Origin of the sequence: Mycolicibacter heraklionensis (assembly GCF_001021505.1) — a bacterium.
Lineage (GTDB): Bacteria > Actinomycetota > Actinomycetes > Mycobacteriales > Mycobacteriaceae > Mycobacterium > Mycobacterium heraklionense.
Map to the genome: position 1 here is coordinate 91,557 of NZ_LDPO01000015.1, position 23,893 is coordinate 115,449.

Consider the following 23,893-nt stretch of genomic DNA (forward strand, 5'->3'; position numbering starts at 1 on the left):
CGTATGGCAACCGGGAAGCAGAACAAAGTGCACAACCCGCCGTTCCGGCTCGCGGGCGTGGTGACCTTCGCCGTCCTGGCGCTGATCGGCGGCCTGGTCTACGGCCAGTTCCGTGGGGCCTTCACGAAGACGACGTCGCTGACCATGGTCGCCCCGCGCGCCGGTCTGGTGATGGACCCGGGCGGACCGGTGACCTACAACGGCGTCCAGATCGGGCGCGTGGCCGACATTGCGCCGACCGAGTACGAGAACAAGCCGGCCGCCAAGTTCACCCTCGACGTGAACCCCAAGTACCTCAAGCTGATTCCGTCCAACGTCAAAGCCGACATTTTGGCTACCACGCTGTTCGGCAACAAGTACGTGTCGCTGACCGCCCCGGAACACCCGGCGCGGGAACGCATCACCAGCAAGAACATCATCGCGACGTCGGTGACGACGGAGCTCAACACGCTGTTTGAGACCATCAACAACCTGTCCGAGCACGTGGACCCGATCAAGCTGAACCTGACGCTGCACGCCGCAGCCGAGGCGCTGACCGGGTTGGGCGACAAGCTCGGCGAATCGCTGGTCAACGGCAACGCGATTCTCGACGACGTCAACGCGCGGATGCCGTCCTTCCGCCGCGACCTGAAGGGTTTCGCAACCCTGGGCGAGGTCTACGCCGACGGCGCACCGGATCTGGTCGGCTTCCTGGACTCCTCGGTGGTGACCGTCAAGACCATCACCAACCAGCAGAAGGAACTGGACGCCGCGTTGCTGGGCGCCGCCGGGGTGGGCAACCTCGGGGCGGATGTCACCCAGCGGTTCGGGCCGTACTTCCGTGCGCAGTTCTCCGACCTGGTCTCGGTGTCGGCGCTGTTGGACGAGTACAGCCCGGAACTGTTCTGCGCCATCCGCAACCTGGCCAATGGAGGACCCAAGGTCTACGACTTCCTGGGCGGCGACGGCTACTCGCTCGCCACCAACAGTGAGCTGGTCGGTCCGGCCAACCCCTACATCTACCCCGAGAACCTGCCGCGTTACAACGCCCGGGGTGGGCCCGGCGGTGCGCCGGGCTGCTGGCAGGAGATCACCCACGACTTCTGGCCGGCGCCTTACCTGGTGGCCGACACGGGAGTCAGCCAAGCGCCCTACAACCACTTTGATACCGGATCGCCCCTGGCCATTGATTACGTCTGGGGTCGCCAAGTCGGGGATTACACGATCAACCCATGAACATCACCAGAACCGCCCTCAAACTCGGCGCCGTCGGCTCGGTGCTGCTGCTCTTCACGGTCGGCCTCGTCGTGGTCTTCGGGCAGATCCGGTTCGACCGGACGGCCCGCTACTCCGCGGAATTCAGCAATGCCAGCGGCCTGCGTCAGGGGCAGTTCGTGCGTGCCTCCGGGGTGGAGATCGGCAAGGTCAAGAGGGTCCGACTGGTCGACGGCGGCCGTCGGGCGGTGGTGGACTTCGACGTCGACCAGTCACTGCCGCTGTTCCAGTCGACCACCGCGCAGATCCGCTACGACGACCTCATCGGCAACCGCTACCTGGAGCTCAAACGGGGCGAGGGTGAGGGCGCCGACCAGCGGTTGCCCATCGGCGGATTCATTCCTGCTTCCCGTACCGAGCCGGCGCTGGACCTGGACGCATTGATCGGCGGTTTCAAGCCGGTGTTCCGGGCGCTGGACCCGGAGAAGATCAACACCATCGCGTCCACCATCGTCACGGTCTTCCAGGGCCAGGGCGGCACCATCAACGACATTCTTCAGCAGACCGCTCAGCTGACAGCTCACATCGCCGACCGGGATGCGGCGATCGGCGAAGTCGTCAAGAACCTCAACGTCGTCCTGGACACCGCGGTTCGCCATCGCCAGACCTTCGATGAAACGGTCGACAACTTCGACAAACTGGTCAAGGGTCTGAACAGCCACGCCGACCCGCTGGCGAACGGCACCGCGGAGTTCGGTAACGCCGCCGGCAATCTGGCGGATCTGCTGGCCGACAACCGCACCCAGTTGCACAGCCTGTTCCCGGTCGCCGGTCCGGAGCCGCCGGACCGGCTCGCCGATGTCGACGAGCTGCTGCAGAAGATTCCGAGGGCGTTGAAGTTGATCGGGCGCACCGGGGTCTACGGTGACTTCTTCAACTTCTACCTCTGCGACGTGACTATCAAGCTTCCTGGATTGCAGCCGGGCGGGCCGGTGCGAAACGCTCGGTTGTGGCAGCAACCGACGGGGAGGTGCACGCCTCAGTGAGGACTCTGGAACCGCCCAACCGGGCACGGATCGGCATCATCGGTGTCGCCACAGTGGCGTTGGTAACCCTGGTGGGGCAGACCTTCACCACGGTGCCGATGCTCTTCGCCGAACCGAGTTACTTCGGACAGCTCTCCGATAGCGGCGGCCTGAACGCCGGCGACAAGGTGCGCATCTCCGGCGTGGACGTCGGCAAGGTACAAGATCTGTCGATCGAGGGCGACCACGTGCTGGTGAAGTTCTCGGTCGGTGCCAACCCGATCGGCAGCGACAGCCGGATCGGGGTCAAGACCGACACCATCTTGGGCCGCAAGGTGCTGTCGATCGAGCCCAAGGGTGAGCGCCGCATAGCGCCGCAGGGTGTGCTGCCGTTGGGCCAGAGCACCACCCCCTACCAGCTCTACGATGCGGTCTTCGACGCCACCAAGGCCGCCTCCGGCTGGGACATCGACACGGTCAAGAAGTCGTTGAAGGTGCTGTCGGAGACGGTCGATCAGACCTACCCGGACCTGAGCGACGCGCTCGACGGCGTCGCGAGGTTCTCCGACACCATCGGCAAACGTGACGACGAGATCACTCACCTGCTGGCACAGACCAACCAGGTCGCGAGCGTTATCGGTGACCGCAGCAACCAGATCGACGCGCTGCTGCGCAATACTCAGACCCTCTCGGCAGCAGTGAACCAGCGCAGCCAGGCGATCTCGGCGTTGCTAGGCAACATCGCCTATTTCGGCGAACAGGTTCAGGGCCTGGTCCGCGACAATCCGGGTCTGGATCTGAACCACGTCTTCGAAGAGGCCTCCACCATCACCGACATGCTGGTGCGGCGCCAGGATGACCTGCGGGAGATGTTCACCATCCTGGGCAGGTACCTGACGATCGTGAACGAGGCGATGGCATCGGGCCCCTACTTCAAGGTCTCGACGCTGAACCTGATCCCGTACTGGATCCTGCAGCCCTGGGTGGACGCGGCGTTCAAGAAGCGTGGCATCTCGCCCGAGGAATTCTGGCGCAACGCCGGCCTGCCGGAGTTCCGTTACCCCGACCCGAACGGAAATCGGTTCGCCAATGGTGCACCGCCGCCCGCTCCGCAGGTGCTTGAGGGCACCCCCGAGCACCCCGGGCCGGCCGTCGCGCCCGGTTCGCCGTGCTCGTACGCACCTGCCGCGGGCATGTTCCCGACTCCGGGCAACCCGCTGCCATGCGCCAACTTGGACCCGAACGACGGCCCGTTCGGACGGAGCGGACCGTACCCGGGGCCGACCGATGTGTTGGTCTCGCCGCCCAACCCGGACGGCATCCCGTCGTCGCCGGGCATCTCGATCGCGGGTCGTCCGGGCGAGACGCCGCCGGTGGTGCCGGGCACGCCGGTTCCGATGCCCGACGCCAACCCGGGCGGGCGTTCGGAGCCGATGGGCCCGGTCGCCGGTCCGGCTCCCGCCAACCCGGGCGCGGCACCCCCACCGGCACCGCGGGCACCCGGTCCGCCTGTTCCGCCTGGACCCGGCAACCAGCTACCGGCACCGTTCATCACGCCTGGTGAAGGCGGCAACAGCCAGCCCGGTGGCGGCGGTGGCGCAAGAGGGAGTGAGCGTCCGTGAGTACCGTCTTTGATGTTCGCAACCTGCGACTGCCGGAGCGATCGCGGACGACGGTGATCGTCGGGTCGCTGCTGTTGGCGCTGGCCCTCGTTGCCGGCTTCGGAGGAGTGCAGCTCTTTCGCAAGCTGAACAGCACCAGCCTCGTCGCCTACTTCCCACAGACCGACGCGCTGTACCCCGGTGACGCGGTGCAGATCATGGGTGTCCGGGTGGGAGCGATCGACAAGATCGAGCCGGCCGGCGACAAGATGAAAGTCACCCTGCACTACAACAACAAGTACAAGGTGCCCGCCGACGCCAAGGCGATCATCTTGAACCCGACTCTGGTCGCGTCGCGGACCATTCAGCTGGAGCCGCCGTACCGGGGCGGGCCGGTGCTGGCCGACAAGGCCGTGATCCCGGAGGAGCGTACCGAGGTCCCGGTGGAATGGGACACGCTGCGCAACGATGTCACCAACATCATCGACAAGCTGGGGCCGACGGCGGAGCAGCCCAAGGGCCCGATCGGTGACGCCATCGAATCCTTCGCCGACGGGCTGGCCGGCAAGGGCACGCAGCTCAACACCGCTTTCAACAGCCTGTCGGACGCGCTGACCGCCCTGAACAAGGGCCGGGGTGATTTCTTCGCGGTGGTACGCAGCCTGTCGCTGTTCGTCAAGGCGCTGGACCACAACGACCAGCAGTTCGTCGCGCTGAACCATGATCTGGCCAAGTTCGCCAGCAACCTGAACAGCACCGACCAGGCACTGGCGACCGCCACCGACCAGTTCTACGCGACGATGACGATCGTCAAGGCGTTCCTCAACCAGAACGCAAAGCCATTGGTGCACAGCATCAACAACGTGGAACAGGTGACCACCGCCATCACGCAACCGGAAGCGCTGGATGGTTTCGAGACCGCGCTGCACATCCTGCCGAACGTGCTGGCTGGCGTGGACGAGATCTACCACCCGGCGCAGGGCATGGTGCTCAGCTACCCGGTTATCGCAAACTTCGCGAACCCGATGCAGTTCCTGTGTAGCGCGATTCAGGCCGGCAGCCGGCTGGGTTACCAGGACTCCGCGGAGCTGTGCGCGGAATACCTGGCGCCGATCGCCGACGCGATCAAGTTCAACTATCTGCCGTTCGGTATCAACATCTGGAACAGCGCGTTCACCACACCGAAGGAGATCGCCTACTCCGAGCCCCGGCTGCAGCCGCCGCCCGGATACAAGGACACCACTGTCCCGGGGATCTGGGTGCCCGACACCCCGTTCTCGCACCGCAACACCCAGCCGGGCTGGATCACCGCACCTGGGATGCAGGGCGTGCAGCCCGGCCACGACACCGAGCGGCTGCTCACCCCGGAGTCGCTGGCGCAGTTGATGGGTGGCCCCGACCCGGCACCGGTGGAGTCGCAGTTCCAGACCCCGCCCGGCCCGCCCAACTCCTATGACGAATCGCCCGGCCCGCTGCCGTTCATCGGCCAGCCTCCCGGGGTGGGTCCGATCGCGCCGCCTCCGCCGGGCCCGAACGTGATTCCGGGGCCGGTGGCACCGATGGCGCCGCGAGGTGACGGCTGATGAGACGGAGGACAGCGATGAACACGGTCGGCCGGCGCGGCTGGCAGGCGCTCGTGCTGCTGATGGCCGCGCTGACGTTGACGTCGTGCAGCAGCTGGCGCGGTATCGCCAACGTGTCGTTGCCGGGCGGTCCGGGCAGTGGCGCCGGTGCCTACACGGTCTACGTCCAGGTGCCCGACACCTTGGCGCTCAACGGCAACAGCCGGGTCCTGGTCGCCGATGTGTTCGTGGGCGCGGTCGAGCGGATCGAGCTGAAGAACTGGGTCGCCACGCTGAAGCTAAAGCTGAACAAGGATGTTCACCTGCCACGCAACGCCACGGCGAAGATCGGTCAGACCAGCCTGTTGGGTTCGCAGCATATCGAACTGAAGTCCCCGGACAACCCGGAGGGCGAACTCAGAAACGGTGACACCATCGGACTGAGCAATTCGACGTCGTACCCGACGATCGAACGGACGCTGGCCGGTATTGCCCTGCTGCTGCAGCGCGGCGGGTTGTCGGACCTGGACACCATCACCACCGAGTTCGCCGCGCTGTCCAACGGGCGCGCCGACCAGATCCACGCCTTCCTGACCAAGCTGGACACCTTCATCGGCAACCTCAACGACCAGCGTGAGGACATCACCCGGGCGATCGACTCCAGCAATCGGTTGCTGAGCTACTTCGGTGCCCACAACGACACCCTCGAGAAGGCCTTGACCGACTTCCCGCCGCTGTTCAAGTACTTCAACGCGCAGCAGGGGATCTTCATCAACGCCGTCGAGGCACTGGGCGCGATGGGCACCCAGGTCAACACCCAGATCGCGCCCGCGCGGTCCGACCTGCACAAGGTGCTCACCTCGTTCCAGTGCCCGGCGCGGGAACTCCGTAAGGCGTCGCCGTATCTGCCCGACCTGCTGCAGGTGATGATCACCGCGCCTTACCACGTCGACGGTGCCTTTAAGGCGGTCCGCGGTGACTTCATCAACACCTCGCTGATGGTGGACCTCACCTACGCGTCCATCGACAACGCGATCCTGACCGGTACCGGGTTCTCCGGAATGCTGCGGGCACTGGAGCAGTCCTTTGGCCACGACCCGGAGAAGATGGTCCCGGATGTTCGGTACACGCCGAACCCGGCAACCGCACCCGGCGGTCCGTATGTGGAAAGGGCTGACCGGAATTGCTGAAACCTCAGATCAAGCGTCAACTGGCGATCTTCAGCGTCCTGACCGCGGTGGCGCTGCTGGTGTTGGGCGTTTACTACCTGCGGTTGCCGACCTTGGCGGGCCTGGGCCAGTACTCGCTGAAGGCGGACCTGCCCGAGGCGGGCGGCCTGTACAAGACCGCGAACGTCACCTACCGCGGCACCATCATCGGCCGGGTCACCAGTGTGGAACCGACCGAGACCGGGGCGCAGGCCACCTTCCAGATCGCCAGCAAATACAAGATCCCCGTCGACGCCGGTGCCAACGTGCATTCGGTGTCGGCGATCGGTGAGCAGTACCTGGATCTGGTGTCGACCGGTAATCCGGGCCAGTACCTCAAGCCGGGCCAGACCATCACCAAGAGCACGGTCCCGTCGGCGATCGGGCCGGCGCTGGACACCGCCAACCGCGGACTCGCCGCGCTGCCGGCCGGCAAGATCGCGGCCCTGCTCGACGAGACGGCCACCGCCGTCGGGGGCCTGGGACCGTCGCTGCAGCGGCTCGTGGACGCCACCCAGGCCATCGTCGGTGACTTCAAGACGAACCTCGCCGATGTCGACGACATCGTGGAGAAGTCGGCACCGATCATCGAGAGCCAGGTCGACTCCGGCGACGCCATCCACCAATGGGCGCGCAACCTGAACGTTCTCGCCGGCCAGGCGGCCAGCCGAGAAGACACGGTCAAGCACATCGTGTCGGATCTACCGCCGCTGATCGACCAGGTGCACACGGTGTTCAACGACACCAAGGACACGCTGCCCCAGCTGATGGCGAACGCGTCGATCCTGACCGAGATGGCCAAGCGCTACAACCGGAACACCGAGCAGGTACTGGTCTTCCTGCCGCAGGCCGGCTCCATCATCCAGACCGTGACTGCCACCAACCCGGGCCGGGGCTCGATGGGCGTTGCCCTCGGTGCCGTCCCCGGCCCCATCTTTCCGGTGCCGGTTCCGGGCCTGAGCCTCAACACGCCGCCGCCGTGTCTGACCGGCTTCGTCCCGGCATCCCAATGGCGGGCGTTCGCCGACACCAGCCCCGCCGAACTACCGGACGTCTCCTGCCGGATTCCGCAGGACACGCCGGCCAACAGCGTTCGCGGGGTCCGCAACATCCCGTGTGTGGACGTACCGGGCAAACGCGCAGCGACACCCAAGGAGTGCCGCAGCGACAAACCGTACGTCCCGCTGGGCACCAACCCCTGGTACGGCGATCCGAACCAGATCCGGAACTGCCCGGCGTTGGGCGCGCGCTGTGACCAGCCGGTCGAGCCCGGCCACGTGATTCCGGCGCCGTCGGTGAACACCGGCCTCAACCCCCTGCCGGCGGACATGGTGCCGCCGTCGCCGCCGCCGGTGAACGACCCGCTGTCACGGCCGGGGACCGGTAGCGTGCAGTGCAACGGGCAACAACCGAACCCCTGCATCTACACCCCCGGTGGGGGACCAGCCGCGATCTACAATCCGCAGAGCGGCCAAGCGGTGGGGCCAGACGGCGTCGAATACTCCGTCGAGAACTCGATGAACATAGGAGACGACGGATGGAAGGGGATGCTGGCACCGTTCCGGTGAGCACGGACGAGGACCAGCAGACCGCAGATACCTCGGCCTTGGGCACTGAGGGCACTGAGGACGCGGTGCCGGTGGACTCGCAGGAGTCGGCCGACTCGGTGGCAGTAGACGCCGAATCGGCGCCGTCGCGTCTTGGCCGTCGCCAGCAGGTGGGGATCTGTGTGCTGTTGCTGCTGTTGGCCGCCGGGTTGGTGGCAGCCGGCTTTGTCGGCCTGCGCGACCACGTGGCGAGCCAGGCGCTGGCCCGCGACAATGCCGAAGCGATCGCCGCGGCCAAGGAGTGCGTGGTGGCCACTCAGGCGCCAGATGGGCGGGACATCGCCCTGGCGCAGCAGAAGATCCTGAACTGCACGACCGGCGAGTTCCGCACCCAGGTCGCCCTGTACGCGGAGATGTTCGTGCACGCCTACCAGGCGGCGAAGGTCCACGCCGAACTCACCGAGATGGGCGCCGCGGTGGAGCGGAACAACCCCGACGGTTCGGTCGACGCCCTGGTGGCTTTCCGGGTCAAGATCGACAACATCGAGACTCAGGGCAAAGAGGTCGGTTACCGGCTGCGGGCCCGGATGGTCCGGGAGGACGGGCAGTACCGAATCGCGAAGCTCGACCAGGTGGCCAGGTGACCGACCCGCTGGCCGACGCGCCGCGCATCGAACCGGCCCGGTGGCGCGCCCGCGCGACGGCGCTGGCGATCGACCTGCTGCCGGGTTCGGCAGTGATGGTGACGATGGGCATGGCCGCCCTGTGCTTCCCGTTCGGGGGACCCTGGTGGTGGCTCGCGACCATCACCGGCGCCTTGGCGTTCTTGGCCACCGAGGTCAACCGGATCCTGTTGCCGGCGATCAAGGGCTGGAGCCTGGGCCGCGCGTTCACCGGAATCGAAGTGGTGCGGGGCGGCGAAGGGTCGGCTCCGGCCGTCGGTGCGGCCCGGTTGTTGCTGCGCGAGGCGGCGCACCTGCTCGACACCGTGCCGGCTCTGCTCGGCTGGATCTGGCCTTTGCGGGACCGCCGCGGGCGTACTTTTGCCGACCTCGTGGCCCGGACCGAGGTCCGCCCGGCCGACCCACGACAGCCCCCGGCGAACATCCGGGTCGTGACCATGGCGGTGTTCGTGGCCGCGGCCGCCCTGAGCCTCGTCGGTGCCGCCACGGCCTACGCGGTGGTCTACCAGCGTGACCACAAGTCGGATCTGGCCCGAGCCCAGATCGCCCGGCAGGGCCCGAAGATCGTCGCGGACATGCTGTCCTACGATCCCGAGACCTTGCAGGGCGACTTCGACCGCGCGCAGTCGCTGGCCACCGACAAGTATCGCGAGCAGCTGGTTCCGCAGCAGGACGCGATCCGCAATGCCAAGCCGGTTCCGAACTTCTATCGGGTCACCGATGCGGCGGTACTCGACGCCGCCCCGCACCGTGCCACGATGCTGCTGTTCCTGCAGGGCCAGCGTGGAACAGCCGGCAAGGAACGTCTGATCAGCGCCACCGTCCGGGTGGCGTTCGCCGAGGCCGCGGGAACCTGGCGCGTCGATGATCTCGCCGTCGTCAGTAAGCCGCTGCCGGCCGAGGGGGAGCGATGAGTCCGCGCCGCCGCGTCGACACCGACGATCAGCCGCTCTTCGTCGACCGGGCGGTGCCCCGGCGCCGGCGGCTGCCGATGGTGATCGCGAGTTCGCTGGTGGTGGCCGCCGCTGCCGTCGCGGTCAGCGCGGTGACGCTGGTGACCCACGAGCAACACCGGCGAGCAGCCTTGCGGGACGTCGAGGCGCTGGCCGCGGTGGAATCGTTCATGACGATGTTCACCTCGCCGGATCCGTTCCATGCCAACGACTATCTGGCCAATGTCATGGACCATGCCACCGGGGATTTCGCCCAGCAGTATCAGGAGAAGGCCAATCAGATCCTGATCGCGGTGGCGCGCAGTGAGCCGACCACGGGAACGGTGACCGCGGCCGGTGTCGAACGGTGGAACGACGAAGGCAGCGTCAGCATGCTGGTGGCTGTTGAGAACAGCGGCAAGTCGTCCGACGGCAAACACGATGTCAAGGTGGCAACCCGATGGTTGGCGACAGCGCAGAAGGAAGGGGACCAGTGGAAGATCAGCAATCTGAACCAGGTGCTGTGACCGAAGAGCCCGACGCCGCCGACGTAGATCTGGAAGCCGAAGCGGAGGCCCAGGAGACGGTCGAGGAGACGGCCGAGGCCGAGGCGGTCGAGGCCGAGACGGCGGCGGACAAGCGCCCGGTCCGGCGCAAATTCGGTGTGCGGCTTGCGGTTGCGGTCTCAGCCGCGGCCTTCGTCGGCGCCGCCGCATTCGCGGGCGCGGCAGCACAGCCGTATCTCATCGACCGGGCCGAGGTAGCCACCAAGCTCGACATCGCCCGGACCGCGGCCAGGGCGATCCACACGCTGTGGAACTACACGCCGGACAACATGGATTCCCTTCCGGACCGCGCCTCGGTGTATCTCAGCGGCGACCTGGAAGCCCAGTATCGGAAATTCATCGACGCCATCGCAGACAGCAACAAGCAGGCGAGGGTCACCGACACCACCGAGATCGTCGGTGCGGCCGTCGAGACTCTGGACGGGCCCGAGGCCACGGTGATCGTCTACACCAACACCACGGCGACCAGTGAACTGAGCAAATCGATCCCGCAGATCAAGTACCTGACCTACCGGCTCTTCATGAAGCGTGACCAGAACCGCTGGGTGGTCACCAGGATGCCGACCATCACCTCGCTGGACCTCACCCCGCGTCTGCAGGGCTGAGCGCGGGCCGGGTCGAGGGTAACGGGGGGGAGCATGCCGATCGCGTCGCCGTTGTCACGACGGCGCACGGTGGTGGCCTTGCTGTTGTTGACGTTCGCCACCGGCCTCGTGGACGCGATCAGCGTGCTGGTGCTGGGGCGGGTGTTCGTCGCGAACATGACCGGCAATGCGATCTTCCTGGGGTTCCTGTTCGTCCCCGGCACCGGCTTCGATCTGACCGCCGCGATCGTGGCGGTCGGCGGATTCCTGATGGGCGCGGTCATCGGGGGACGGCTGTTCCGGATCTTCGGTGAACACAGCCGCCGGCGCTGGCTGACGGTTGCGCTCGGTTTGGAGGCGGTGTTGCTGCTGGCGCTGGCGGCGCTGGCTGGAATGGGTGTGTTGGGCTACTACAGCAACAGCAAGCTGCTCTTGATCGCCGGCCTCGCGGTCGCGTTCGGTGTGCAGAATTCGACTGCCCGTCAGTTCGGTATCCAGGAGCTCTACACCACGGTGCTGACCTCGACGATCGTCGGTATCGGGGTGGACAGCCGGCTGGCCGGTGGGACCGGCGACCGCGGAAAGCTGCGCTACGGCGTCGTTTTCGTGATGATCCTCGGCGCCATTGTCGGCGCAACGTTGACCCACGTTGTGGTGGCGCCGGTCATCGCCATGGCCGGGGTCGTGGTCGCGGCGAGCTTGGCGTTGTTCCGCTACGGCTGATAGGCCCGAGCGCGCTCAGGACCCGCCGTACTCCGGGCGCAGGATCGAGCTGAGCGCCGACAGCGGGATGTGCGCCTGCACGTTGCCACCGTCCATGTACCACTGCATCTGGTTGTACTGAATCGGGCTGTCGTGGCTGACCGGGTAGTCGGGCATGTACAGAATCAGCTCGTCGGGGGTGAGAGCCCAAGACCGGTAGCCGCCGGAGAAGACCTTGTCGGGTGTAAAGCGCTCCGGGACAAAGGGATAGTCTCCCGGGCGGTGTTCCCAGAATGCCCGGTCCAGCGCCTCGGTGATGTAGGGCTCGCCCAGTTGCGGGATCGTCGCCAACGGGTCGATCCCGGGTTTGGTGATGTCAGCCAATTGCAGTTGCCGGCCACCGGCCCCCATGTCGAACGTGAAAGTCCGGTAGGCGTTGTTGATGTAGGGACCGTCGGAGTGGTAGTCCTCGTGGAAGACCGCGGTCAATGCATTGCCGTGCTGGAAGATCTCGTAGTTCTCGTTTCCCCAGCTGTCGGCCACCATGGAGGCGCCTTTGGTGCGCCAGTTGGTGAACAACTTCGACAGGTAGTCGCGGATCGGGGGTCCGGCGATCGGGTGGTCGACCAGGTCCCCGGGCACCGCCATCCGGATATAGCGGGTGGCCAGCCGCTCCGAGTGCACATCGGTAGTGCAGTACTGCCCGTCCCAGTTGCCGCCCAGCCCGCTGCAGAACGACGGCGCCGAAGCGCCGGCGACCGGTGCCCCGGACACCGTGGCCACCGCAAGTGTCGCGGCGAGCATGCCCGTCACTAGCCGGGTCGCCCACATAGCATGCCTCCTAAGGCAATTCGACTTTGCTCGCCAGCCACCGGCCGTCGACCTTCTGCATCGTCATCTTCATCCGGGCGCGGTCCACTCGCGGGTCGGGCCGCATGGTGTTGGTGATGGTCTGGTTGACCATCACCAGCACCACAACGGTGTCCTTGGAACCTGACTGCACGGCCGACTCGACCACCGTGCCCTGTGCCCTGGCCTTGTTGTCGATCAGCAGCTGCCGCAGGTTGACGCTGGCTTTGGTGTAGGTGTCTTTGAACTCCCCGGTTGCACCGTTGAGGACCGCGTCGAAGTCGTCGTCGACCTTGTCAGAGTCGATGCTGGTCAACACCTGGGCGTAGTCCACCGCTGCCTGTCGTCCGGCGGCTTCCGCGCTCGAGACCCGATGCTGTTGCCACAACTGCCAGCCGAGCCCGATGACCAACCCGAACACTGCCAGATAGGCGGCCGCGACGAGCGCCATCCGCCACGGGACCCGACGCCTGCGCACCGGCGGCGCGGCTGTCTCTTCCACGTCCTCGGGGGCGGTCTCGGCGGTCGGTTCGTCGGCGGTGCTCACCGCGGCATCTCCTTGAGCATCAACGAGGCGGCTCGATCAGCAGGGGCGGACCGCCGTAGGGGGTGGGAATCGTATAGCGGCCCTTGGGTGTCGGGTCGGTGGTCGCCGCCAGGTCTGCACCGGGCGGCGGTCCCGCGGTGTCATCGCCGGGTGGGCGTGGCGCATTGTGGGCGCCGCGCACCAGCACGGACTGGTCGGTGTCACGGCAGTAGCCGTACAGGAACGGCTCCGGGTAGTCCGCCGCAGAAGGGGGCCGCCGCGGGGTCCCGTAATCGCAGGTGTAGCGAGGATAGAGGTCGGCGGTGAACCACAACCCGTTGTCGTGGAAGGCCGTACCGAGCGCCTCCAGCGTCGAACCGCGGTAGGCGGGGAACAACGCATTGAGCGCCGGAGTCCGGACATAGAGCAGCTGAGCCGCGGTGGTCAGGTTGCCCAGCAACCCGACCATGGTGTCGGAATTGTCATCGAAGAGTCCGTCGACCGCCGACAGCATCCCGGGCGCCTGGTCGACCAATCGATGGTAGCCGCCGATCATCCGGTTGATGCCCGTGAGCACCTTGTCGAGGTTCTCGGTCGTCACGGCCACCCCGTTGTTGACATCGCTGAGCATGGTGAGCGCCACCCGGCTCGACTTCAGCAGGCTCACCGTCTCCGGCAGCACCGAATCCAGGGTGGACAGCAAAAAGGTGCCGCCGTTGACGATGTCGGTCAGCTTCTGCGGACCCTCGTCGGACAGGCTGAGCTCCTTTTTGATCAGGTCGAGCTTGCGCGGATCGGTTTGCGCCAGCATGCCGTTGGCGTCGGCGAGCAACTGCGACATCGGGATCGGGGTTGTGGCGCGGTCCCGCGAGACGACGCTGCCGGCGGACAGGAACGGTCCGGTCTCCGACGGGGGCTCGAAGTCGATGTACTGCTCACCGGCGGCTGACAGGCCCGACACGCGCACCGTGCTGGCCGCCGGAATCTTCACCGTCGAGGAGATGTTGGCGACCGCATCGACACCGGTACCGCTGACCCGCAGCGACTCGATCCGGCCCACCGGAACGCCGCGAACCGACACGTCCTGGTTGGCCAGCAGCCCACCGGAATCCGGCAGCGCGATCGTGATCTGGTAGGTCGAGCGGGCCGGGTTCACCCGCAGCGCCCCCACCAGCAGGTAGCCGGTCGCGACCACCAGGGTCATCGCCAACGCGAGCCCTGACAGCAGGTTCTTTCGCCGGTCGCCGGCGCGGACCAAGCCGACGATGCGCCGGCTGAGTGCCTCGATCATGGTGTCGGCCCTGGTCCCGGCGGGCCGAGCTCCGCTGCTGCTACATCGCCCTCCGCCGGGGTGGGAGGTATCGGCGGGCCGACCGCGGTCCACGGCGCCAGCCCCATATCGGAGTCCGGGCCGCGCCCCACCACGCGCTCCTGTAGTCGCCACAGCGCGTACTTGATGGAGCCGGCCAGCTTCGCCCAGTCGTAGCGCTTCGGGCCGTGAAATGCTGGGTCTCCTTTGAAGCCGGCGTCAGGCATCGACCCCCACACCAGCCTGTCAAAACCTGCCCGTAACGAAACCGCCGACCCAGCTGTCATCTTGATGATCGGCGCCTGCAACCGGTTCAGCGCGGCCAGACTGGTGTCGGGGTCGATAGCCACGTCGTTCCATGCGCCAGCGAGCACGTTGGCGTCCTTGATGAAGCTGTGCCCGGAAGCGTCGGTCCCGGCAATCGACGGGAACCGGGCCAGCTGCTGGCTGGTCGCGCCGAGTTGCTCGACGAGATCGGCCAGCCGACCGGTGTTGTCCACCAGCGTGTCGGTGGCCGGACCCGCCGCGTCGAGCACATCGGTGAGCGCCGCGCTGCGGGCATCAAGCCGGTCGGCAAGCCGGCTGGTCTCACGCAGCGCGGTCTCGATCTCACCGGAGCGGGCGTTGAGTTTTGTCAGCAGCTCATTGGACTGGTTGATCAGCCTGCCGAACGCCTGGCCCTGATCGCCGGTCGCCTTGCCGGCGCCGTTGACGATATTGGTGAAGTTCTGCACAGCCCCACCGTTGACCAGAAGCGCCGCCGAACTCAGCACCGATTCTACCGTAGCAGCCGACGCGGTGAACTCCAGCCCGATGATGTCGCCACCCTTGAGCAGCGGCGTCGACGGGTCGACCTGAGTCGGCGGTTTGACCGCCACGAAGACGTCACCGAGCGGGGTCGCCGACCGCAATTCAGCCGTGCTGCCCAACGGAATCCGGACACCGTCCATGATGCGCAGCGTGGTGACTGCAGTGTAGTTACGGGCGACTATCGACTCCAGCTGGCCGACATCGGCGCCGGAGAGCTTCACCTTGGCGTGCCCGGGCAGATTCAGCGCGTTGGCGAACACCGCGGTGATGAGATAGCCGCCGCTGCCGATGCCGGGAGCTGGCAACGGCAGACTGTCCAGCCCACTGGTGGTGCAGCCAGCAGTGATGACCGCGTTGCACAGCAGCGCCAGCGTCGCCCTGGGCGTTCGTTTCCGTCGCAATGCCATCGCCTACTGCCCCATCATCGAGAGTCCGTCGAGGACGTACGTCAGCCCGAAGTCCGGGCCGTAATCCGCCAAGGTTCCGGTGCCGCAGCCTAATTGCCGCAAATGCATCATGTTGCACAGCTCCTTGGTGCTTTGACTGTCGACCAGGCTCTTGTCGACCAGGGTGTGAGCCCGGATCGCCCCGTTGTTGGTGTCGACGGCGTTGTAGATGTTGTCCAGCGCCAGCGGTAGCAGGTCTATTAGCTCCGCCAGGTCGCGCTGCTTATCCACGAGGGTGGTTACGGCAGTGTCGCCGTTGAGGATGCTCTGCTTGAGGTTGTCACGGTTGGCTTGCAGCAGGGCGGTCGCCTGCGTGATGATCTCGTTGAACTTACGCCCAGTGCGTCCCGCCCCGAAGTCCTCGTCGGCGAGCATCTGACTCAATTGGCGGGTGGTGGAACCGAATTGACGCAGCCTCGCGTCATTGCGGGCCGCCGCGTCCATCAGCGAGCTAAGATTGACGATGATCGAGGTCAACTGATCACCGGTCGCCTCGCCGCGGTCGGAGCTCAGTCGCAACGCCCGAGACAATTCGCTCAGGGCCGACTTGATCTTCGCGCCGTTGCCGCCGGCGATGTCGGCGGCGGCGTTGATCACGTCGGCTACCGGCCCGTTGCCGTTGCCGTCGCCGCTGAGCGACTTCGAAACCCTGTCGAGCATGTCAAGCACACGATCGAATGCCACTGGTGTCCGGGTGCGGTTCAGCCCGATAGTGGTGTGGTCGGCCAACACCGGACCGCCGGTATAGGCTGGCGTCAGTTCGACTTGCCGAGCGGTGAGGATCGAGGTGTTGATGGTCACCGCGTGCACGTTGGCTGGGATCTTTACGTTGCGGTCGACGGTGAACTCGGCCTCGACGTACCCGCCCTTCGGGGTGATCTTGGTGACCTTGCCCACCGGCATTCCGAGCACCGCAACCACATTGTCCTCGTAGAGGCCTGCGGCGCTGCCGAATTGGGCGGTGACGGTGATGTGTCCGCCGAACGGGTTGAGGTAGTAGGCGGCCACGGCAGTGACGAGCAGTACTCCTGCGGTCAGCGCACTCACCAGCGCGGCGACACGGCGGCGGCTGCGGGTGGCGGTCGGCGGGGCGCTCATTTGCAGTCCTTGAAGTACTCGATCATGCCGAACTGCTTGGCGCGGCCACTGATCGCGCACATCCACGAGTCGATCGCCATCCCGTTAACTAGGTAGGTTTCGAAAGCCGGTCCGTAGCCGGTGGCATTGGTCAGACCCCGCAATGGCGGCGGTGCGGCCTGCAGCAGGCTGCGCAGCAGGTCGTCATGCTGGCCGAGCATGTCGGATAGCGCACGCAGGTTGGCCAGCATGTCGTCGAGCATCGTCCGGTCGCTGACCACGATGTTGTTCAGTTGACCCACCAGACTGGTCAGCGCAGCCAGCATGGCGTGGAAGGTGTGCTGTCGCGCTACCAGTTCCCCGAGGAAATCCTGGCCCTGATCGACCAGGTTGCCCAGGTTCGTCTGCTGGTTGTGCAAGGTGTTGGCCACCCGCTGGGTGCTGGCGAGCAGGGTGCCGAGCTGATCACGCCGGTCGGCGGTGATCTTCGACAGCGTGTGCAGATTGGCCATCGCCTGTGGAACCACCGGGGGCAGCCCGCTCAGCTGTTGGCCGAGCACGGCCAGGGACTGGCCGAACTGGTCGGAGTCGACCTGGTCGAATGTGGTGGTGGCGTCCTCTAGCAGCGACTCCAGCGAATAGGGCACCTCGGTGTGGGCGAGCGGGATCCGTTTGTCGGGCAGCGAACCCGGGCCGTCGGGTTCCAGTCGCAGGTAGCGCGACCCGAGGATCGTCATCACCTGGATTTTGGCCCCGGTGTCTTTGCCCAGCGGAATGTTGTTGCGCACGGTAAAACCGGCCTCGACGTGATCGCCGGCGAGCCGCATGCTCGTTACCCGGCCCACCTCGATGCCCGCGATCACGATGGGATTGCCCGGCGCCAGCGCCGCGGCCTGGGCGAACTCCGCGGTGTAGCGGGTGTAGCCGAAGCCGGCCAGCTTGACCAGCAGCGCCGCGGCGACGACGACCGCGACAACCGCCAATGCCGCGAACCCCAGCCAGGTGGTGTTGTAGGACTCCAGTGTCCGGGAGCGCCACCTGCGGAGCGACTGATTATCCATTGACGGTGTTCCTGCATCTCGGGGTGTGCCAGGCCAGGTTCTTCATGGTGATGGGCGTGGCGTTGCCGGGCGTGGCGGCGTTGACGATGATCGTGGTGATGTCGTTGAGGCCGGGAAAGAACCCGGTGATGTTCAGGTCGCAGACATACGTGGAGCCGTAGGCGCCGTCCCCGAGTACCCGACCCAGGCCTTTGAGCAGCAGTGGCAGGTTGTCGCCGGTGAAAGCCAGCTGCGGCTCGATTCCGGCCATGTGCTTGGAGAACCCGGGTTCCCGGTTGATCATCTCATCCAGGGAGGGGAAGACCTCGTCGGCGATCGTCGACAGCTGCCGGGTCACCTGGGCCAGGGAGCCGACCGAGGACTGCAATGCCGGGCGACGCGAGTCTAGGTCGGCGACCGCTCGCCGGGCCTGCGTCAGCGCGTGGTCCAACTGATCGTTCTGCCCGGCGATGGTGCCGGTAAGCCGGTTCAGGCTGGTGATGAGGTCGCCGAGCACCTCGTCGCGCCCGGCCAGCGTCGCGGTGAGCGTCGACGACTGATCCACCAGTGCGGTGATAGACGCCTGGTCGCCTTGCAGCGACTCCAGCACACCCCGGGTCAGATCGTCGGCCTGCTTGGGATCCAGCAGCGACATCAACGGTTTGAAGCCGTTGAGCAGCGCGCCGACGTCGAAGGACGGTTCGGTGTGGTCCACCCCGATCACGCCGCCGCGGGGCAGCACTCGTTCGTCCCCCCCGGTGTACTCGCCGTCTTTGCCCAGCGACAGCCCGAGATAACGCTGCCCGATAATGTTCTGGTAGGTCACCGACGCGACGGTGTTGGCATACAGCTTCTGGTTGCTTTGGACGATGAACGAGACCTTCGCTAACTTCCCTTCCAATGCCACCTCGTCGACCCGGCCCACCCGGACCCCGGCCATCCGGACGTCGTCGCCTTCGCGCAGGCCGTACACATCGGTGAACACGGCCGCATACGGCGTCGTCGCACCAGAGACGTCGCGGCGCAGCGTGGCATAGACCAGCCAGGTCAGCACCATCGAGACGACCATGAAGATGGACAGTCCGATCAGCGGGCCGCGGAATCTCATTTGTGGCCTCCCGTGTCGGCGGGTACGAACGAGACCGCGTTACCGCGGGCGACCGGGCCGAGCAGCAGCTGCGCCGCCACAGATGCCGGCTCACGCTGGCCGGTGATCAGGCCCAGCTGGTTGCGTTCGGCCTGGCTGCCGACCGGACCCACGTTGCCGCCGAAGGCCGCGGGGGCCGCGGGCGCCATCGGGGAGGCCGGCTGCCACTCCGGTGCATGCGGCAGTGACGGGATTGGCGGCTCGGGCGGAGGCGGCGGGCCGAGGTCGAGCGGGTCGCCGGTGCTGGGAATCCGGGGGGCCGGGCCGGTCCACCACGGCAGCGGCGGGTTGGTGCCCTCCAGGCTGCGATTCGGGTTGACCAGGGGCGGTCCGACGGCACGGAGGTTCCCATCCGGGCCGATCTCGGTGCCCGCCGGCGGTTCCAGGCCGGCCGGGAAGTGGTAGTTCTGCGGCAGCATGTTCTCAGGCAGCTCGGAACGCACCTCGATCATCGGCGCGGTGAAGCAGCTCGGCCCCTTCAGCTCGCCGTACTGCGGGCAGTCCGCGCGGGTGTAAGTGTGCATCGGGGTGAACGACAGGTTGAACCGCGTGTTCTTGGAGACGAGGTCGGGGTCGTAGAAGTGGTCGAAGAATTTCTCGGAGAGCCGATTGACCCGGGTGAAGATCGGGACGTACTTGTCGGCGTTGTTGGCCAGCACGCCAACAACGGGCGTGAGGTCGTGGGTGATCTGGATCAGTTGGTCGATGTGGTTGTCCAGGGCTTCCCGGGCCACACCCACGGTGTGCTGGCCACCGCCGACCAACGAGGCCAACTCGGCGCGCTTCTGGGCGAACGCGCGCATCGGTTCGACGGCCTGGTGCAGCGCGTCGACGAGGTCGGGAGCGGTGGACTGCAGGCCATGGGTGGCATCGAGCAAGGCCGAGACGGTCGATGGGCCGGGGTCGGTGGCGACGATGCCGTTGAGCTGATCGAGCAGCCGGGACATGTGCGCGCCCGCATTGAGCAACGCGACGCGCCGATTGTCGGTGGCCGCGCCGACGGCGGCCAGGATGCCCAGACTGTGGTCTTCGCGCCCGCGACCGGTGGCGGCCAGGATGTCGCGCAGTTTGGACACGGTGGTCTGGAAGATCACCGTGGACAGTTCGCCGTTCTCGGCGATGTGGGTGCCGGTACGGATGGTGGGTCCACCGGTTCCGGAGTCCACCAGCTGGATGGACGAGACCGCGAAAACGTTGGACGGCACCACGCGGGCGGTCACCGAATGCGGGATGTCCTTGGCGTAGTCGGGCTTGAGGTTGATGTGTACGTAGTTGGGTTTGCCGTAGGCGGCGGGGATCACGTCGGTGACATTACCGACTAGCAGGCCATGGTACTTGACGTCGGACTGGGCCGGCAGCCCGTCGCCGACGTTGATCAGGTCGGCCACCACCCGCACGTAGGAGTTGAGCATGCCGGTGGACTTGGCCAACAGGCCGCCGGTGGTCAGCGCGATCACCAGCAGGACCGCGATCCCCGCGCCCAGCAGTTGCTGTTCGGAGGGGCCGCGGCCGTCGGTGTCGAGCGAGTTGGCCATGTCAGCCACCGAACCTTGCGCCGGCGTCGATGCTCCACAGCGCCATCGTCAGCAGCATGTTGACCATGATCACGATCGTGATGGAAGCCCGCATGGCCCGGCCGGAGGCCACCCCGACGCCTTCGGGTCCGCCGGAGGCGTAGAAGCCGTAGTAGCACTGCACGGTAGAGGCCAGCCACACGAACACCACGCACTTGAGCACGGAGTAGACGATGTCCTTGCCGCTCAACATCATTGTGAAGTAGTGCGTGTACGGGCCGATGGAGCCGCCGCCGATGATGCCGGTGACCAGCTGGCAGGTCAGGTAGGTGATCGCCAGACAGGCCACGTAGAGCGGGATCACCGCGATGGTCGCGGCCAGCAGTCGGGTGGTGACCAGGAACGGAATGGGCCGGATCGCGATCGAATCGAGGGCGTCGATCTCCTCGGCGATTCGCATGGCGCCGAGCTGCGCGGTGAAGCGGCAACCGGCCTGCATCGCGAACGCCATCGAGGCCATGATCGGTGCCAGCTCGCGGGTGTTGACCAGTGATGAGATGATGCCGGTCGCGGGCCCCAGCCCCAGCAGATTCAGAAAGTTGTAGCCCTCGATCGCCACCAGCGCACCGGCGGTGAAGCCCAGGACGATCGCCACCCCAGCGGTGCCGCCACCCACCACGATGGAGCCGTTGCCCCAGGCGATGTCGGAGAGCAACCGCAGAAACTCCTTGCGGTAGTGACGTAGCACGGTCGGAACACCGGCCGCGGCGCGGCCGAAGAACACCAGCATGTGTCCCAAGCGGATGGTCGGCTCGGACGCCATCCGGTAGGCGCGCAGCAGCGGGCGCGCGAATGCCGGGACATAGGACGACGCGGTCATCTCACAGCCCCGTCCGTGGGTAGAGCACGTTATAGAGCTCGCTGATGCCGACATTGACGATCATCAGAACCAGGATCGACTCGACCACCGAAGCGTTCACCGAGTTGGCGACGCCGGCCGGACCGCCGCGGGTGGACAGTCCCTTCTGGCAGGACACCACCGCGACGATCGCGCCGTAGACCACGGCCTTGATCAGCGCGACGATCATGTCGCCGGTGGTGGCGAACGAGGAGAACGTGGCCACGAAACTGCCGGGCGCGCCCTTCTGGAAATACACGTTGAACAGGTAGCTGGCCAAAAAGCCTACGAAGCAGGTGATTCCGGTCAGCGCTACGCCGATCATGATGGCCGCGGCGAAGCGGGGGACCACCAGCCGACGGATCACCGAGACGCCCATCACCTCCATGGCGTCGGTCTCCTCGCGCATGGTTCGCGAACCCAGGTCGGCGGTGATGGCCGACCCGACCGCGGCGGCCATCAGCATGGCCGCCACCAGCGAGGCAGCCTGCCGGATGACAGCGAGCCCGGCAGCCGCGCCGGCCAGTGAGGTGGCGCCGACCTGGTTGGCCAGCAGCGCGAACTGAATGGAGAGCGTGACCCCGATCGGCAATGCGACCAAAACCGTCGGCAGCACAGCGGTGTTGGCCATGAAGGCGCTCTGCCGGACGAACTCGCCCCATTGGAATCGGCCGCCGAACAGGTCGGAGAAGAAGTACTGCACGGTGCGCACCGCCAGGACGCACTGTTCGCCGACGGTGGTCAGCGAGGCCAGCGGGTGGCGGTTGACATAACCGGCGGTCCAGTCCTGGATGGCTGCCACTCCGTCGAGCGCAGGCTCGGCGGCGAGGTCGCGGTCGTCCTGGGTGGTCATTTGTCGCCGATCGTGGTCGTGAGATCACCTGAGGTTGCCGTTCGCGGGTGCGGCAGATGATCCATGGCGGCCACCATAGTCAGCGTTCGTACTCCGCGGTAGGGTTCGGAACTTCTCGGACCAACTGGTGGGTAGATAAAAAGGATACGCATGGCTACCAAGGGGGATGAGCTCATGGGGTCTCGCCGCGACCTTTCATCCGGACATGATGTCGGACACAATGCCCCGGCAAGGGCGCTTCAGGCAACATGACTCCGGTTATGGCGGAGTTACCGGCCAGTAGCACGCGTTTTCGTGGTTTTGGCATCCTCGTGCGGGCGTCGATGGCGATACTCGACCGGGACAAGCGCGAGACGTGGAAGGAGATCGGGGCGGTGCCGAAGCGGGCAGGGTGGACCCAGATCGCTGCCACAGTCGCGTGTGCGACGGCAGTCACCGGTGTGCTGGCACCGGGTTCCGCGCTCGCCGACCCGGATCAGCCGCCGGCGCTTCCGGGATTCACCCCCGCGCCCACCGACTGGTCTCCACACATGGACATCTGGCCGTACAGCACCTTCACCTATCAGGTGACGCCCGAGATGATCGGCGGCATGTCGGATTCGTGCCAGTGGTTCAACGCGCAGTTCGACCCGTTGATGGGGCAGATCAACGCCTTCAACCGCAACCTTGCCGACCACCGCGACGCCTACGCCGGCGTGCAGTCGCAGGCGGATGCGGTGGTGGCCAACATCGACCGGTCGACCGGCTTCCTGGGGCCACGACTGCAGCCGTTGACCATCCGCAACACCCCCGACAACTTCGGTCCCTACTCGCCGATCTACGGCGGGGAACAGCTGACCGGCGTGCTGTTCCAGCTGTCGCGCATCGCCGACAGCATGCGCAAAAAGCAGCCGGCAGGCTTCACCCGCCCACACATCGACTCCGCAATCGGATGGGCCAACGCCCTGCGGAATTCCCGGGCCTGCACCTAAGCGGCGATTGCAAGCGCGGCGAAGCCGGGCGCTGCAGGTCGCCGCCATCAAGCGAGAACCCGCGGGAGCGGGTTGGGGTAGGTTCGGGGGGCGTTGCGGCCGGACGGCCCCCAGCAGGCGGACCACGAGAGGTAGTTCAGGTGTCGGACCGTGAGGACGAGCAGGCGGCTACCGAAACCGAGGCCGTGGAACCGGCGGTCGAGACCGTCGACACCGAGACCACGGACACCGAGACCGCCGATACCGAGTCCGCCGAGGGTGCGGTCGACGAGTCCGCCGACGAGTCCGCCGACGACTCCGCCGACGAAGCCGACAAGCCCAAGCAAGGCATCGGCGGCCTGAAGCCGAACCGGCGGTGGGTCGCCGCGGCGGTCCTGGCGCTGGGCCTGATCGGGGCGGCCTACGAGGGCTGGCTGCTGTTCGCCCACCACCAGCGCACCGTGGCCGCCGCGCAGGCGCTGGAGGCAGCCGAGAAATACACCCTGGCGCTCACCAGTGTGGACCCCACCGCGATCGACAAGAACTTCGCCGAAATCCTCGACGGAGCCACCGGTGAGTTCAAGGACGTCTACAGCGCGTCCAGCGAGCAGCTGCGCCAACTGCTGATCGACAACAAAGCGTCCGCGCACGGCACCGTCATCGACTCGGCGGTCAAATCCGCCAGTAAGAACAAGGTCGAGGTGCTGCTGTTCGTCGATCAGTCGGTGAGCAACAAAACCGCACCCCAAGCGCAGATCGACCGCAGCCGCATCGTGATCACCATGGAGAAGGTGAACGGCCGTTGGCTGGCCGCCAAGGTCGAGATGCCCTGACCGCGGGGGGTTCTGAACTGTTCGTCAGAATGTGATT

At 66.3% G+C, this 23,893-nt stretch carries 23 protein-coding genes; 13 read left to right on the forward strand and 10 right to left on the reverse strand.

Annotated elements, in window-relative coordinates:
• Positions 1–3 precede the first annotated feature (3 nt).
• From ABW16_RS16995 to ABW16_RS17045, 11 genes are read left to right on the forward strand one after another with little or no spacing between them, the layout of a single operon-like run.
• Positions 4–1,215, forward strand: a complete 1,212-nt coding sequence (locus ABW16_RS16995) for an MCE family protein (protein WP_047320360.1) — start codon at positions 4–6, stop codon at positions 1,213–1,215.
• Positions 1,212–2,240 (forward strand): MCE family protein, encoded by a 1,029-nt coding sequence (locus ABW16_RS17000; protein ID WP_047320361.1) that lies wholly within the window; start codon positions 1,212–1,214, stop codon positions 2,238–2,240. The genes ABW16_RS16995 and ABW16_RS17000 overlap by 4 nt, the downstream gene beginning before the upstream one ends.
• A complete protein-coding gene (locus ABW16_RS17005) occupies positions 2,237–3,841 on the forward strand; it encodes an MCE family protein (protein ID WP_047320362.1) in 1,605 nt (534 codons plus the stop codon). Before ABW16_RS17000 ends, ABW16_RS17005 begins: the two co-directional genes overlap by 4 nt.
• On the forward strand, positions 3,838–5,403 hold the full coding sequence (locus ABW16_RS17010; protein WP_047320363.1) for an MCE family protein: 1,566 nt from the start codon (positions 3,838–3,840) through the stop codon (positions 5,401–5,403). Before ABW16_RS17005 ends, ABW16_RS17010 begins: the two co-directional genes overlap by 4 nt.
• Entirely contained in the window at positions 5,403–6,572 is a 1,170-nt protein-coding gene (locus tag ABW16_RS17015) for an MCE family protein (RefSeq protein WP_230987332.1), read from the forward strand. The genes ABW16_RS17010 and ABW16_RS17015 overlap by 1 nt, the downstream gene beginning before the upstream one ends.
• The gene (locus ABW16_RS17020) at positions 6,566–8,158 is read left to right on the forward strand and encodes an MCE family protein (RefSeq protein ID WP_047320365.1); all 1,593 of its coding nucleotides are present in this window, start codon (positions 6,566–6,568) and stop codon (positions 8,156–8,158) included. Before ABW16_RS17015 ends, ABW16_RS17020 begins: the two co-directional genes overlap by 7 nt.
• Entirely contained in the window at positions 8,128–8,781 is a 654-nt protein-coding gene (locus tag ABW16_RS17025) for a hypothetical protein (RefSeq protein WP_047320366.1), read from the forward strand. The genes ABW16_RS17020 and ABW16_RS17025 overlap by 31 nt, the downstream gene beginning before the upstream one ends.
• On the forward strand, positions 8,778–9,734 hold the full coding sequence (locus tag ABW16_RS17030; RefSeq protein WP_047320367.1) for an RDD family protein: 957 nt from the start codon (positions 8,778–8,780) through the stop codon (positions 9,732–9,734). Before ABW16_RS17025 ends, ABW16_RS17030 begins: the two co-directional genes overlap by 4 nt.
• On the forward strand, positions 9,731–10,279 hold the full coding sequence (locus ABW16_RS17035) for a hypothetical protein (protein WP_047320409.1): 549 nt from the start codon (positions 9,731–9,733) through the stop codon (positions 10,277–10,279). The genes ABW16_RS17030 and ABW16_RS17035 overlap by 4 nt, the downstream gene beginning before the upstream one ends.
• Positions 10,213–10,923, forward strand: a complete 711-nt coding sequence (locus ABW16_RS17040; RefSeq protein ID WP_052956956.1) for a hypothetical protein — start codon at positions 10,213–10,215, stop codon at positions 10,921–10,923. The genes ABW16_RS17035 and ABW16_RS17040 overlap by 67 nt, the downstream gene beginning before the upstream one ends.
• A gap of 33 nt (positions 10,924–10,956) precedes the next feature.
• Positions 10,957–11,625 carry a YoaK family protein gene (locus ABW16_RS17045; RefSeq protein ID WP_047320369.1) on the forward strand — a complete coding sequence of 223 codons (669 nt, stop codon included), beginning with the start codon at positions 10,957–10,959 and terminating at the stop codon, positions 11,623–11,625.
• A gap of 15 nt (positions 11,626–11,640) precedes the next feature.
• Here ABW16_RS17045 and ABW16_RS17050 read toward each other — a convergent pair whose 3' ends face one another.
• From ABW16_RS17050 to ABW16_RS17095, 10 genes are read right to left on the reverse strand one after another with little or no spacing between them, the layout of a single operon-like run.
• Entirely contained in the window at positions 11,641–12,435 is a 795-nt protein-coding gene (locus ABW16_RS17050; protein WP_047320370.1) for a mannan-binding family protein, read from the reverse strand.
• Between the two features lie 10 nt (positions 12,436–12,445).
• On the reverse strand, positions 12,446–13,000 hold the full coding sequence (locus ABW16_RS17055; protein ID WP_047320371.1) for a hypothetical protein: 555 nt from the start codon (positions 12,998–13,000) through the stop codon (positions 12,446–12,448).
• A gap of 19 nt (positions 13,001–13,019) precedes the next feature.
• A complete protein-coding gene (locus tag ABW16_RS17060) occupies positions 13,020–14,270 on the reverse strand; it encodes an MlaD family protein (protein WP_047320372.1) in 1,251 nt (416 codons plus the stop codon).
• Positions 14,267–15,505 (reverse strand): MCE family protein, encoded by a 1,239-nt coding sequence (locus tag ABW16_RS17065; protein WP_047320373.1) that lies wholly within the window; start codon positions 15,503–15,505, stop codon positions 14,267–14,269. Before ABW16_RS17065 ends, ABW16_RS17060 begins: the two co-directional genes overlap by 4 nt.
• A 3-nt stretch (positions 15,506–15,508) precedes the next feature.
• A complete protein-coding gene (locus tag ABW16_RS17070; RefSeq protein ID WP_082108104.1) occupies positions 15,509–16,642 on the reverse strand; it encodes an MCE family protein in 1,134 nt (377 codons plus the stop codon).
• A complete protein-coding gene (locus tag ABW16_RS17075) occupies positions 16,639–17,682 on the reverse strand; it encodes an MCE family protein (protein WP_047320374.1) in 1,044 nt (347 codons plus the stop codon). The genes ABW16_RS17070 and ABW16_RS17075 overlap by 4 nt, the downstream gene beginning before the upstream one ends.
• Positions 17,675–18,769 carry an MlaD family protein gene (locus tag ABW16_RS17080; protein WP_046283295.1) on the reverse strand — a complete coding sequence of 365 codons (1,095 nt, stop codon included), beginning with the start codon at positions 18,767–18,769 and terminating at the stop codon, positions 17,675–17,677. The genes ABW16_RS17075 and ABW16_RS17080 overlap by 8 nt, the downstream gene beginning before the upstream one ends.
• Positions 18,766–20,343 (reverse strand): MlaD family protein, encoded by a 1,578-nt coding sequence (locus ABW16_RS17085; RefSeq protein ID WP_047320375.1) that lies wholly within the window; start codon positions 20,341–20,343, stop codon positions 18,766–18,768. Before ABW16_RS17085 ends, ABW16_RS17080 begins: the two co-directional genes overlap by 4 nt.
• A 1-nt stretch (position 20,344) precedes the next feature.
• Positions 20,345–21,202, reverse strand: a complete 858-nt coding sequence (locus tag ABW16_RS17090; RefSeq protein ID WP_047320376.1) for an ABC transporter permease — start codon at positions 21,200–21,202, stop codon at positions 20,345–20,347.
• Between the two features lies 1 nt (position 21,203).
• The gene (locus ABW16_RS17095; RefSeq protein WP_047320377.1) at positions 21,204–22,073 is read right to left on the reverse strand and encodes an MlaE family ABC transporter permease; all 870 of its coding nucleotides are present in this window, start codon (positions 22,071–22,073) and stop codon (positions 21,204–21,206) included.
• Between the two features lie 323 nt (positions 22,074–22,396).
• Between ABW16_RS17095 and ABW16_RS17100 the strand changes: the two genes are divergently transcribed.
• Together ABW16_RS17100 and ABW16_RS17105 are read left to right on the forward strand one after the other, a co-directional pair.
• On the forward strand, positions 22,397–23,044 hold the full coding sequence (locus tag ABW16_RS17100) for a hypothetical protein (RefSeq protein ID WP_052956957.1): 648 nt from the start codon (positions 22,397–22,399) through the stop codon (positions 23,042–23,044).
• A gap of 185 nt (positions 23,045–23,229) precedes the next feature.
• Entirely contained in the window at positions 23,230–23,856 is a 627-nt protein-coding gene (locus tag ABW16_RS17105) for a hypothetical protein (protein WP_047320411.1), read from the forward strand.
• Positions 23,857–23,893 lie beyond the last annotated feature (37 nt).